Origin of the sequence: Pseudomonas sp. DD1 (assembly GCF_044510355.1) — a bacterium.
Lineage (GTDB): Bacteria > Pseudomonadota > Gammaproteobacteria > Pseudomonadales > Pseudomonadaceae > Aquipseudomonas > Aquipseudomonas shahriarae.
In genome coordinates, this window is sequence record NZ_MSAJ01000033.1 from 1 (window position 1) to 12253 (window position 12253).

The 12253-nt window shown below is 60.0% G+C and carries 11 protein-coding genes; 9 read left to right on the forward strand and 2 right to left on the reverse strand.

What is annotated here, in order from left to right; genetic code table 11:
* On the reverse strand, positions 1-454 hold a 454-nt coding region (locus PSFL_RS19080; protein WP_397470378.1), incomplete at its 3' end, for a ribonucleotide-diphosphate reductase subunit beta.
* A gap of 496 nt (positions 455-950) precedes the next feature.
* Positions 951-1220, reverse strand: a complete 270-nt coding sequence (locus PSFL_RS19085; RefSeq protein ID WP_057444078.1) for a DUF2790 domain-containing protein — start codon at positions 1218-1220, stop codon at positions 951-953.
* Between the two features lie 393 nt (positions 1221-1613).
* Between PSFL_RS19085 and acs the strand changes: the two genes are divergently transcribed.
* From acs to aruF, 9 genes are all read left to right on the forward strand, one after another.
* Complete coding sequence (gene acs, locus PSFL_RS19090) at positions 1614-3569, forward strand: acetate--CoA ligase (protein WP_057439717.1); 1956 nt, start codon at positions 1614-1616, stop codon at positions 3567-3569.
* Positions 3570-4152: 583 nt separating this feature from the next.
* Positions 4153-4938, forward strand: a complete 786-nt coding sequence (locus PSFL_RS19095) for an ABC transporter substrate-binding protein (protein ID WP_273866851.1) — start codon at positions 4153-4155, stop codon at positions 4936-4938.
* Positions 4939-5029: 91 nt separating this feature from the next.
* The gene (locus tag PSFL_RS19100) at positions 5030-5719 is read left to right on the forward strand and encodes an ABC transporter permease (RefSeq protein ID WP_029294434.1); all 690 of its coding nucleotides are present in this window, start codon (positions 5030-5032) and stop codon (positions 5717-5719) included.
* Positions 5716-6414, forward strand: coding sequence for an ABC transporter permease (locus tag PSFL_RS19105; RefSeq protein WP_057960451.1), 699 nt, complete (start codon positions 5716-5718; stop codon positions 6412-6414). Before PSFL_RS19100 ends, PSFL_RS19105 begins: the two co-directional genes overlap by 4 nt.
* A 1-nt stretch (position 6415) precedes the next feature.
* Positions 6416-7528: a succinylglutamate desuccinylase/aspartoacylase family protein gene (locus tag PSFL_RS19110; protein ID WP_057439715.1), complete on the forward strand. Its 1113-nt coding sequence runs from the start codon at positions 6416-6418 to the stop codon at positions 7526-7528.
* Between the two features lie 27 nt (positions 7529-7555).
* On the forward strand, positions 7556-8320 hold the full coding sequence (locus tag PSFL_RS19115; RefSeq protein WP_029294441.1) for an ABC transporter ATP-binding protein: 765 nt from the start codon (positions 7556-7558) through the stop codon (positions 8318-8320).
* Positions 8321-8549: 229 nt separating this feature from the next.
* Entirely contained in the window at positions 8550-9530 is a 981-nt protein-coding gene (locus PSFL_RS19120; protein WP_057439714.1) for a GlxA family transcriptional regulator, read from the forward strand.
* Positions 9531-9771: 241 nt separating this feature from the next.
* Positions 9772-10992 carry an aspartate aminotransferase family protein gene (locus PSFL_RS19125; RefSeq protein WP_057439713.1) on the forward strand — a complete coding sequence of 407 codons (1221 nt, stop codon included), beginning with the start codon at positions 9772-9774 and terminating at the stop codon, positions 10990-10992.
* Positions 10993-11186: 194 nt separating this feature from the next.
* The gene (gene aruF, locus PSFL_RS19130) at positions 11187-12206 is read left to right on the forward strand and encodes an arginine/ornithine succinyltransferase subunit alpha (RefSeq protein WP_032861580.1); all 1020 of its coding nucleotides are present in this window, start codon (positions 11187-11189) and stop codon (positions 12204-12206) included.
* The last annotated feature ends 47 nt before the right edge of the window (positions 12207-12253 follow it).

A 12253-nucleotide genomic window follows, 5' to 3' on the forward strand; every position in this document is an offset into this window, starting at 1 on the left:
AGCCCAGGTTGCGCATGACGATGCGACGTTCGTCGTCGGTCAGGCCTTCGGGGTTTTTCCACAGGGCGATGTCGGCGGTCATGTTGACCTCTTGCGGCATCCAGTGGTTGGCGCAGCCGTCGAGGTACTTCTGCCAGGCCCAGTCGTACTTGAAGGGTACGAGTTGGTTGAGGTCGGCGCGGCAGTTGATCATGCGCTTTTCGTCAACGGCGACACGGGCGGAAGCGCCTTCGAGTTCAGCGAGGCCTTCGGCAACGTCGAGTTTGTCCAGGGCCGCCTTGGCGCGCACGATGGCGGCGGAGTCGTTGGCGGTGACGGCGCGGGCTTCGATGGCGGCGGCAGCGCCGGCGCCGTCGAGGCGGTCCATGTTGGCTTCGGTGGCGTGGCCGGCGTTGGCGCCTTTAGCGGCTACTTCGCCTTCTTCTTCTTTGTCGAATTCGTCCCAGCTCAGCATGACGTGTCGTCTCCTGCGTGTGGGCCAATGGTGCCCGTGTGAAACCGGATGGTTGGGTGTTCACACGGCCCAAGGGCCGCGGTGGATCTTTAAGGAATCGTTTGTTGCAACAGCTCGCGCAGGCACTAAACGGAATAGGGCTACGGGTGTTCTGCTTGAGGCCTGAGGGGCGGAGCGACAGTGTCGTACTCCTGCGGGGCCTCAGGTCTGGCTCGTTACCCCATGTAAAGGGATATTGCAGGCCCGATTTACCCGCGCATTATAGGGAAAAATTTGCCTTTGTGTTGCGGCGGATAGCCTCAGTCGAGGGGCAAAATGAGGGTATTTCCGGCCGGGGCACGGGTTTACAAGGGTTTGCCGGGGTAGGATTTTTTTGACGGGCGGTGAGGGATTTTTGAAGCAGGGGGCAAGGCGAGGATTTTGCGGGTGATTCTTTGCCGCAAGGACAATTCCTTGCGGCGAACATTGCCAGGTTAAGTTCTAACTAACTAAGTTATTAACCGTTAGAGCAACCATTACCCATGACTTTGTAATTAAGAATATGACGCTGGCCCTGGTGGTCTTCATATTCCATGCGCGCTGGAACAACTTCGCAGACATTCGGGATGGCGCTCATGGACACCACTTTGGCGATATCCAGATCGGTGGAGTAGGTGTATTCCTCAACAATGGCGGTGTGCTGGCTGGCTACGTCAGTCGGGATCTCGTCGGCCAGGGCGGCGGTGGCGCACAGGCTGGCAAGGGCCATAACTAATAAAGCTTTCATTTCCAATTTACCTTTTTACAGTCGAAGGGGGTCACGGGGCCCTTGTGAGGCCGCGTGTGTAACTTGAGTAGTGAGTTCGGATTAACGTGCCTTCGTGGGGGCTGCAACTTGGTTAATCACGGTGCCTTGTTGGCGAGGCTGATTTTAGGCGCCTGGGTTGCATTCATATACCCGTGCTTTTGATAAACACTTTTGGCGGTTTTCGTAACAATCCACCACAGAGGTTTTTTTAGCGGCTGAGAAAAGCGCCACAAGCCCCGAGCCAGAGCATTGCAAGGGGATATCAGGGTAATTTGTAGGGGCTTGTTACTACCATCGTCGAATGGTTCTATAGGCCTACCCCGGCTAAAACAGGGGCATACAACAACAACTATTGTCACCGAGGTAAGAAAGATGAGTGCGGCTTCCCTGTACCCCGTTCGCCCCGAAGTAGCAGCCAATACGCTGACCGACGAGGCGACCTACAAGGCCATGTACCAGCAGTCGGTGGTCAACCCCGACGGCTTCTGGCGCGAGCAAGCCAAGCGTCTTGACTGGATCAAGCCTTTCACCACGGTCAAGCAAACCTCGTTCGACGACCACCATGTCGATATCAAATGGTTCGCAGACGGCACCCTCAACGTTTCCTACAACTGCCTGGACCGTCACCTCGCCGAGCGTGGCGACCACGCGGCGATCATCTGGGAAGGCGACGACCCTTCCGAGAGCCGTACCATCACCTATCGCGAACTGCATGAACAAGTCTGCAAGTTCGCCAACGCCCTGCGTGGCCAGGATGTGCACCGCGGCGACGTGGTGACCATCTATATGCCGATGATTCCCGAAGCCGTGGTCGCCATGCTGGCCTGTACCCGCATCGGTGCGATCCACTCGGTGGTGTTTGGCGGTTTCTCGCCTGAGGCCCTGGCCGGTCGCATCATCGACTGCAAATCCAAAGTGGTGATCACCGCTGACGAAGGCATCCGTGCCGGCAAGAAGGTGCCGCTCAAGGCCAACGTCGACGACGCGCTGACCAACCCGGAAACCAGCAGCATCCAGAAAGTCATCGTGTGCAAGCGCACCAATGGCCAGATCAAGTGGAACCAGCATCGCGACATCTGGTACGAAGACCTGATGAAAGTGGCGGGCACTGTCTGCGCGCCAAAAGAGATGGGTGCCGAAGAAGCGCTGTTCATCCTTTACACCTCCGGCTCCACCGGCAAGCCCAAGGGCGTGCAGCACACCACTGGCGGCTACCTGTTGTACGCGGCCCTGACCCACGAGCGTGTGTTCGACTACCGCCCGGGTGAAGTCTACTGGTGCACCGCTGACGTCGGTTGGGTCACTGGCCACACTTATATTGTCTACGGCCCGCTGGCCAATGGCGCGACCACGCTGCTGTTCGAAGGCGTGCCTAACTACCCGGATATCACCCGGGTCGGGAAAATCGTCGACAAGCACAAGGTCAATATCCTCTACACTGCGCCGACGGCGATCCGCGCAATGATGGCTTCCGGCACCGCCGCCTGCGAAGGCACTGACGGCAGCAGCCTGCGCCTGTTGGGTTCGGTGGGTGAGCCGATCAACCCGGAAGCGTGGGACTGGTACTACAAGAACGTCGGCCAATCCCGTTGCCCGATTGTCGATACCTGGTGGCAGACCGAAACCGGCGCGACCCTGATGAGCCCATTGCCGGGCGCTCACGCGCTCAAGCCGGGTTCGGCGGCACGCCCATTCTTTGGTGTGGTGCCGGCGTTGGTGGACAACCTGGGCAACATCATCGAGGGCGCCGCCGAAGGCAACCTGGTGATCCTCGATTCGTGGCCAGGCCAGGCGCGTACCCTGTACGGCGACCATGACCGTTTTGTCGACACTTACTTCAAGACCTTCCGTGGCATGTACTTCACCGGCGACGGCGCGCGTCGCGATGAAGACGGCTACTGGTGGATCACCGGCCGCGTGGATGACGTGCTCAACGTTTCCGGGCACCGCATGGGCACCGCCGAGATCGAAAGCGCCATGGTTGCTCACCCGAAAGTCACGGAAGCAGCAGTGGTTGGCGTACCTCACGACATCAAGGGCCAAGGCATCTATGTGTATGTCACCCTGAAAAACGGCGAGGAGCCGACCGAAGCGTTGCGCCTGGAGCTGAAGAACTGGGTGCGCAAAGAGATCGGCCCGATCGCTTCGCCGGACGTGATCCAGTGGGCACCGGGTCTGCCGAAGACCCGTTCGGGGAAAATCATGCGCCGTATCCTGCGCAAGATTGCCACGGCCGAGTATGACGGGCTGGGCGATATCTCCACCCTGGCCGATCCAAGCGTGGTGCAGCATTTGATTGATACCCACAAGACCATGAACGCCGCGTAAGCGGGTTGATGGGACCAAGCCCCATTCGGTGTAAGCCGGGTGGGGCTTTTTTGTGGGAATTCACTTTGAAGTACCAGCAATGTGGCAGTTGGCGGCTGACAGACTGCTCTCAGCAGCAAGCCAATAAATATCGGTTTATCTCGTAGGGCATTTCTGAATGTTACCCAGCGGTGCAAATGTGTAACCTTGCGCCCAAACATGAGGCAAAGTGCTACATCAGCGCCTCGAAAATGCCCGTTTTAGACGCCCGGCAAAATAAGATCAAACGCTACACTTGCCGGGATAGAAGGGTTTGCGAATAATAGGCCCGCAATTTGCAGCGTTAATAGGTTTAGTATCTTTTGCCTCTGCATAAATTTCAGGGGTTGTCAATGTGTTGGAGTCGCTTTCTCGGTGCTTCTGTAAATTGTTGTCGCATTGAGGAAATATCGGCTTCCGGCCTGTCGTTAGAATGCCGATCACTCGCTCGTCGTCGCCGTGTTGAACTGGTGTAGGACGCAGCACCGCTATTCGGTTTCACTCAGTCGCATCGTGGGCCATGGCTCATACTGCTGTTTTTGTCCTATACCGATGGAGTCCCAAGATGAAGAAACTCGTGCTGTTGGGCGCCCTGGCGCTGTCCGTGCTGTCCATGCAAGCCTTCGCTGAAGAGAAGCCGCTGAAAATTGGTATCGAAGCAGCCTACCCTCCGTTTGCCTCGAAGGCGCCGGACGGCAACATCGTAGGTTTCGACTACGACATCGGCAATGCCCTGTGCGAAGAGATGAAGGTCAAGTGCACTTGGGTCGAGCAGGAATTCGACGGCCTGATCCCGGCGCTCAAAGTCCGCAAGATCGACGCGATTCTGTCGTCCATGTCCATCACTGATGACCGCAAGAAGTCCGTGGACTTCACCAACCGCTACTACCTGACCCCGGCGCGCCTGGTGATGAAGGACGGCGTTGCTCTCAGCGACAGCCTGGTTGAGCTCAAGGACAAGAAGATCGGCGTACAGCGCGGTTCGATCCACGACCGTTTCGCCAAGGAAGTCCTGGCGCCTAAAGGTGCGACCATCGTTCCTTACAGCACCCAGAACGAAATCTACCTGGACGTGGCTGCCGGTCGCCTTGATGGCACCGTGGCTGATGCGACCCTGCTCGAAGACGGTTTCCTGAAGACCGACGCGGGCAAAGGCTACGCGTTCGTAGGTCCTGCGTTCACCGACGCCAAGTACTTCGGCGACGGCATCGGCATCGCAGTGCGTAAAGGCGACAAGGCCAACCTGGAGCGCATCAATGCGGCCATCGCTGCGATCCGCGCCAATGGCAAGTACAAAGAAATCGAGAAAAAGTATTTCAACTTCGATATTTACGGCGCTGACGCCAAGTAAACCTTCGCAGTTGTCTGTCCAGAATGGCGCAAGCACCAGGGTCTCTGAAGTTTGCGCCATTTTTTCATCCGCCTTTTCGAGGACCTGAATCATGTTGAAAGGCTACGGGGCCGTTATCCTCGATGGCGCATGGTTGACGCTTCAGCTCGCCTTGTCGTCCATGGCCTTGGCCATTGTTCTGGGTCTGATTGGGGTTGCACTACGCCTGTCGCCGGTCCGCTGGCTGGCGTGGCTGGGCGACCTGTATTCCACGGTGATCCGCGGGATCCCCGACCTGGTGCTGATCCTGCTGATTTTCTACGGTGGTCAGGACCTGCTCAACCGCGTCGCGCCGCTACTGGGCTACGACGACTATATTGACTTGAACCCCTTGGCCGCCGGTATCGGCACCCTGGGTTTCATCTTTGGCGCCTACCTCTCGGAAACCTTCCGTGGCGCCTTCATGGCCATCCCCAAGGGGCAGGCCGAGGCGGGCATGGCCTATGGCATGAGCCCGTTCCAGGTGTTTTTCCGGGTGATGGTGCCGCAGATGATCCGGCTGGCAATCCCCGGCTTTACCAACAACTGGCTGGTATTGACCAAGGCCACTGCGCTGATTTCGGTGGTGGGCCTGCAAGACATGATGTTCAAGGCCAAGCAGGCGGCGGATGCCACCCGCGAACCTTTTACCTTCTTCCTCGCGGTGGCGGCGATGTACCTGGTGATCACCAGCGTCTCGTTGCTGGCCCTGCGTTACCTTGAGAAGCGCTACTCGGTAGGCGTAAAGGCGGCTGATCTATGATCTTCGACTACAACGTCATCTGGGAGGCCATGCCGCTGTACCTTGGCGGCTTGCTGACCACCCTCAAACTGCTGCTGATCTCGCTGTTCTTCGGCCTGCTCGCCGCCGTGCCCCTGGGCCTGATGCGGGTGTCCAAGCAGCCGCTGGTCAATGGCGCGGCCTGGCTCTACACCTATGTGATCCGCGGCACACCGATGCTGGTGCAGCTGTTCCTGATCTACTACGGCCTGGCCCAGTTCGAAGCGGTACGCGAGAGCTTCCTCTGGCCGTGGCTGTCCAGCGCAACCTTCTGCGCCTGCCTGGCCTTTGCCATCAATACCAGTGCCTACACCGCAGAAATCATCGCCGGCAGCCTCAAGGCCACGCCCCATGGCGAGATCGAAGCCGCCAAGGCCATGGGCATGTCGCGCTACAAGCTGTACCGCCGCATCCTGCTGCCCTCGGCCCTGCGCCGGGCACTGCCGCAGTACAGCAATGAAGTGATCATGATGTTGCAGACCACCAGCCTGGCCTCCATCGTTACCCTGATCGACATCACCGGTGCCGCGCGCACGGTGAACGCCCAGTACTACCTGCCGTTCGAAGCCTATATCACCGCGGGCCTGTTCTACCTGAGCCTGACGTTCATCCTGGTGCGCCTGTTCAAGCTGGCCGAGCGTCGCTGGTTGAGCTACCTGGCTCCACGGAAGCACTGATATGGAACGCATCGACCACGTATTGCCCTGGGGGCACCTGGGCTGCGAGCGCCAACTGACGGTGTTCCGCTTCGGCCACGGCGAGCGCAAGGCGTATCTGCAGGCCAGCCTGCACGCCGATGAGTTGCCGGGGATGCGCGCGGCCTGGGAGCTGAAAAAGCGCCTGCTTGAGCTGGAGCAGCAGGGCGCGCTCAATGGGGTGATCGAACTGGTGCCGGTGGCCAACCCGATGGGCCTGGGCCAATTGCTGCAAGGCAGCCACCAGGGGCGTTTCGAGATTGGCAGCGGCAAGAACTTCAACCGTGATTTCGTCGAGTTGAGCGCGCCGGTGGCGGCCCTGCTGGAAGGCCGGCTGGGCGACGATCCCCACGCCAACGTGCGCATGATCCGCCAGGCGATGAGCGATGCGCTCAATGCATTGCCCGAGCCGAGCAGCCAGTTGCAAGGCATGCAGCGGGTCTTGCTGAGCCATGCCTGCACCGCCGATGTGGTCCTCGACCTGCACTGCGATGCCGAAGCTGCGCTGCACATGTACGCGCTGCCCCAGCACTGGCCGCAGTGGCGTTCGTTGTCGGCGCATTTGAATGTGAAGGTCGGTCTGTTGGCGGAAGACTCCGGCGGCAGCTCGTTTGATGAAGCCTGCTCGTTACCGTGGCTGCGTTTGTCGCGGGCGTTCCCCGAGGCGCAGATCCCTCTGGCCTGCCTGGCAACCACCCTGGAGCTGGGCGGTCAGGCCGACACCGGTCGGGATGAGGCGATTTTTCACGCCGAAGGCATCCTCGCGTTCCTCGCCGAGCAGGGCCTGATCAAGGGTGAGTGGCCGGCGCCGCAACATGAGCCGTGTGAAGGGGTGCCCTTTGAAGGCACCGAATTGCTGTTCGCACCCCACGCCGGGGTGATCAGTTACCTGCGTAAAGCCGGTGATTGGGTGGAAACCGGCGAACCGATTTTTGAAGTGATTGATCCTTTGGCCGACCGCGTCAGCATTGTCTGTGCCGGTACGTCGGGGGTGTTGTTTGCCGTTGAACGGCTACGTTATGCCCAAGCGGGTTTCTGGCTGGCCAAGGTGGCGGGGCGCGAAGCGCTGCGTCACGGGCGCTTGCTCAACGACTGACCAACTGTTTTTGTGAGAACCGACCGCATGTACAAACTTGAAGTCCAAGACCTGCATAAACGCTATGGCAGTCATGAAGTGCTCAAAGGCGTGTCCCTGGCCGCCGCGGCCGGTGATGTGATCAGCATCATCGGGTCCAGTGGCTCGGGCAAAAGTACCTTTTTGCGCTGCATCAACCTGCTGGAGCAGCCTCACGCCGGCAAGATCCTGCTCAATAACGAAGAGCTGAAGCTGGTGGCCAACAAGGACGGCGCGATGAAGGCCGCCGACCCCAAGCAGTTGCAGCGCATGCGTTCGCGCCTGTCCATGGTGTTCCAGCATTTCAACCTGTGGTCGCACATGACCGCCCTGGAAAACGTCATGGAAGCCCCGGTACACGTGCTGGGCATGTCGAAAAAAGACGCCCGCGAAAAGGCCGAGCACTACCTGGCTAAAGTGGGCGTGGCCCACCGCAAGGACGCCTTCCCCGGCCATATGTCCGGTGGCGAGCAGCAGCGCGTGGCAATTGCCCGGGCGCTGGCGATGGAGCCTGAGGTGATGCTGTTTGACGAGCCGACCTCGGCTCTCGACCCGGAGCTGGTCGGCGAAGTCTTGAAAGTCATGCAGGACCTGGCCCTGGAAGGCCGGACCATGGTGGTGGTGACTCACGAAATGGGCTTTGCCCGTGAAGTGTCGAACCAGTTGGTGTTCCTGCACAAAGGCATTGTCGAAGAGCGCGGCAACCCGCGTGAAGTGCTGGTCAACCCGCAGTCCGAGCGGTTGCAGCAGTTCTTGTCCGGCAGCTTGAAGTAAACAGGGCTGCGTTTATGCACTGAAATAGTGCATGCTTCGCAGCCTTGAGGTTGGCCTCGATTCCCTGTGGGGGCGGGCTTGCCTGCGATGGCGAGGTGACTGGCCCGCCTGCTGTCGCAGGCAAGCCAGCTCCCACATCAGATCTCTGTTTGTGTTGAGTTTTGTGTTTACTTACGGGCTAGCATTGGCCCATGCCTCTACTCCCGTTTTTCGTTTCGGATAGCATTCCATGACAGCCCATCGCATCGGTTTCCTGATTTGGCCCAGCACTAAAGCCCTGACGCTTGCGCTGGCTGAGGAGGCCTTGCGCGTTGCCCAGCGGGTGCATCCGGATGTGGTCTACGAGGTGTCATTCCTGCAGGCCGAGCCGCCGGTCGAGGGTGAGTGGAAATTGCCCGGCGAACCCTGGGCCGGCAAGCTGGAAGGTTTCCAGAAGCTGTTCCTGCTGGCCGATGAGCCGCCGACGGTGATCGCCTCGCAACTGGGCTCTGCGCTCAAGCAGCTGGTACGCGCCGGCTGCGTGATCGGTGGCTTGTCGGCAGGGGTGTATCCCCTGGCGCAACTGGGGTTGCTCGATGGCTATCGTGCTGCCGTGCACTGGCGCTGGCAGGACGACTTTGCCGAGCGTTTTCCCAAGGTCATTGCCACCAGTCATTTGTTCGATTGGGACCGCGATCGCCTGAGCGCCTGTGGCGGCATGTCGGTCCTCGACCTGATGCTGGCAGTGCTGGCCCGTGACCACGGCGCCGAACTGGCGGGCGCGGTCTCCGAAGAACTGGTGGTGGAGCGCATCCGTGAAGGCGGCGAGCGCCAGCGCATCCCTCTGCAAAACCGCCTGGGCTCCAGCCATCCGAAGCTGACCCAGGCGGTGTTGCTGATGGAGGCCAATATCGAAGAACCGCTGACCACCGACGAAATCGCCCAGCATGTGTGCGTGTCGCGACGACAACTGGAACGGATCTTCAAGCAATACCTCAACCGCGTTCCCAGCCAGTACTACCTGGAACTGCGCCTGAACAAGGCGCGCCAGATGTTGATGCAAACCAGCAAGTCGATCATCCAGATCGGCCTGTCTTGCGGCTTCTCCTCGGGGCCGCACTTCTCCAGCGCCTACCGCAACTTCTTCGGCGCCACCCCGCGTGAAGACCGCAACCAGCGTCGCAGCAGCAGCCCGTTCGAGTTGTCGTCGGTGCCGTCCGAGCGCGGCTGAGCAGCGTCTTGTCCGGCGCATGCAACTGAGCAAAATTCCCACGGCACTGCCGCAACCGCCTGTCTTCTGTTTAAACTGCGCCATTGCGAAGCTATTTGTCGCATTGGCGTAAACCCGCGTAAAACGGGGGTTGGCGCTATAAGAAGTTGTCGCTTGGCGGCAAGGCCGCGCTGAAAACTGTCCTTACAATCCCTGCATCGCCCGCCAGTTTCAGGCAGGCGTTCCTCTTCAGGAGACTCCGATGTCCGTTGAGCAAGCCCCGGTGCAACGTGCCGATTTCGACCAGGTCATGGTGCCCAACTATGCCCCTGCCGCCTTTATCCCTGTGCGTGGCGAAGGTTCCCGTGTGTGGGACCAGTCGGGTCGCGAGCTGATCGACTTTGCCGGCGGCATCGCAGTGAACGTACTGGGCCATGCCCACCCGGCGCTGGTCGGTGCACTGACTGAACAGGCCAACAAGCTGTGGCACGTCTCTAACGTGTTCACCAATGAGCCGGCCCTGCGCCTGGCCCATAAGCTGATCGACGCCACCTTTGCCGAGCGTGTGTTCTTCTGCAACTCCGGCGCCGAAGCCAACGAGGCCGCCTTCAAGCTGGCCCGTCGCGTGGCGTTCGACCGTTTCGGCAGCGAGAAATACGAGATCATCGCCGCACTGAACAGCTTCCACGGCCGCACCCTGTTTACCGTCAACGTCGGTGGCCAGTCGAAGTACTCCGATGGTTTCGGTCCTAAAATCACCGGCATCACCCACGTTCCTTATAACGACCTGGACGCGCTGAAAGCCGCGGTGTCGGACAAGACCTGCGCCGTGGTGCTGGAGCCGATCCAGGGTGAAGGCGGCGTGCTGCCGGCCGAGCTGGCCTACCTGCAAGGTGCCCGCGACCTGTGTGACGCCAACAATGCACTGCTGGTGTTCGACGAAGTGCAGACCGGTATGGGCCGTAGCGGCCATCTGTTTGCCTACCAGCACTACGGCGTAGTGCCTGACATCCTTACCAGCGCCAAGAGCCTGGGCGGCGGTTTCCCGATTGCCGCGATGCTGACCCGTGAAGACCTGGCCAAGCACCTGGTGGTCGGCACCCACGGCACCACCTACGGCGGCAACCCGCTGGCATGCGCGGTGGCGGAAGCGGTGATCGACGTGATCAACACCCCTGAGGTGCTGGCCGGCGTGAATGCCAAGCACGACCTGTTCAAGGCCCGCCTGGAGCAGATCGGCCAGAAGTACGGGATCTTCACCCAGGTGCGTGGCATGGGCCTGCTGCTCGGTTGCGTATTGAGCGATGCCTTCAAAGGCAAGGCCAAGGACGTGTTCAACGCGGCCGAGAAAGAGAACCTGATGATTCTGCAAGCCGGCCCGGACGTGGTGCGCTTTGCGCCGAGCCTGGTGGTGGAAGATGCGGATATCACCGAAGGGCTGGATCGTTTTGAGCGTGCTGTAAAAACACTGACGCAAGCCTGATAGATACACATTTATCTAACGAACCGGATCAAATGTGGGAGCGGGCTTGCCCGCGATAGCGATCTGTCAGTCGACGTTGTTGTGACTGGCCCACCGCAATCGCGGGCAAGCCCGCTCCCACATTGGAACCTGGGTGATTCCAGGTTCGGTGTCCGGCATTTTTTTATGAAGTTTTCGAGTTAAGGAGTGACACCATGCTGGTGATGCGCCCCGCGCAAATGGCTGATCTGGGCGAGGTACAGCGTCTGGCTGCGGACAGCCCGATTGGTGTCACCTCCCTGCCGGATGACGTTGAACGCCTGAGCGACAAAATCGCCGCCAGCGAAGCGTCTTTCGCCGCCGAAGTGAGTTTCAACGGCGAAGAAAGCTATTTCTTTGTTCTCGAAGACACCGTTGCCGGCAAGCTGGTGGGCTGTTCGGCCATCGTCGCCTCGGCCGGTTATTCCGAGCCGTTCTACAGCTTTCGCAACGAGACCTTCGTCCACGCCTCCCGTGAACTGAAGATCCACAACAAGATTCACGTCCTGTCCCAGTGCCACGACCTGACCGGCAACAGCTTGCTGACCAGCTTCTACGTGGTGCCGGAGCTGGTGGGGTCGGCCTGGTCGGAACTCAACTCCCGTGGCCGCCTGTTGTTTGTCGCCAGCCACCCGGAGCGGTTTGCCGATTCAGTGGTGACCGAGATTGTCGGCTACAGCGATGAGAACGGTGACTCGCCGTTCTGGGACGCCATCGGCCGCAACTTCTTCGACCTCAACTATGCTGCCGCCGAGCGCCTGTGCGGGTTGAAGAGCCGCACCTTCCTCGCCGAACTGATGCCGCACTACCCAATCTACGTGCCGCTGTTGCCGGATGAAGCCCAGGAAGCCATGGGCCAGGTACACCCGCGTGCGCAGATCACCTTCGACATCCTGATGCGCGAAGGCTTTGAAACCGACCATTACATCGACATCTTCGACGGTGGCCCGACCCTGCATGCGCGGGTCTCGGGCATTCGTTCGATCGCCCAGAGCCGCGTGGTGCCGGTGAAGATCGGCGAGATGGTCAAGGGCGTCGGCCGCCAGTACCTGGTGAGCAACGCGCAGTTGCAGGATTACCGCGCGGTCATGCTCGAACTGGACTACGCGCCGGGCAAGCCCGTGACCCTGGACCTGGAAGCGGCCGAAGCCCTGGGCGTCGGCGAAGGCGCCAGCGTGCGTCTGGTCGCGGTTTAAAAGCAGAGTTTCGCGGGTGGCTGCAGCCAGCGGCCCGTTTGAGGAGA

Bases quoted from the DNA above. Each gene is read 5' to 3' on its own strand.
- PSFL_RS19105 (WP_057960451.1), top strand. From the start codon at position 5,716: ATGATCTTCGACTACAACGTCATCTGGGAGGCCATGCCGCTGTACCTT.
- acs (WP_057439717.1), top strand. From the start codon at position 1,614: ATGAGTGCGGCTTCCCTGTACCCCGTTCGCCCCGAAGTAGCAGCCAAT.
- PSFL_RS19100 (WP_029294434.1), top strand. From the start codon at position 5,030: ATGTTGAAAGGCTACGGGGCCGTTATCCTCGATGGCGCATGGTTGACG.
- PSFL_RS19095 (WP_273866851.1), top strand. From the start codon at position 4,153: ATGAAGAAACTCGTGCTGTTGGGCGCCCTGGCGCTGTCCGTGCTGTCC.
- PSFL_RS19115 (WP_029294441.1), top strand. From the start codon at position 7,556: ATGTACAAACTTGAAGTCCAAGACCTGCATAAACGCTATGGCAGTCAT.
- PSFL_RS19120 (WP_057439714.1), top strand. From the start codon at position 8,550: ATGACAGCCCATCGCATCGGTTTCCTGATTTGGCCCAGCACTAAAGCC.
- PSFL_RS19085 (WP_057444078.1), bottom strand. From the start codon at position 1,220: ATGAAAGCTTTATTAGTTATGGCCCTTGCCAGCCTGTGCGCCACCGCC.
- PSFL_RS19125 (WP_057439713.1), top strand. From the start codon at position 9,772: ATGTCCGTTGAGCAAGCCCCGGTGCAACGTGCCGATTTCGACCAGGTC.
- aruF (WP_032861580.1), top strand. From the start codon at position 11,187: ATGCTGGTGATGCGCCCCGCGCAAATGGCTGATCTGGGCGAGGTACAG.
- PSFL_RS19110 (WP_057439715.1), top strand. From the start codon at position 6,416: ATGGAACGCATCGACCACGTATTGCCCTGGGGGCACCTGGGCTGCGAG.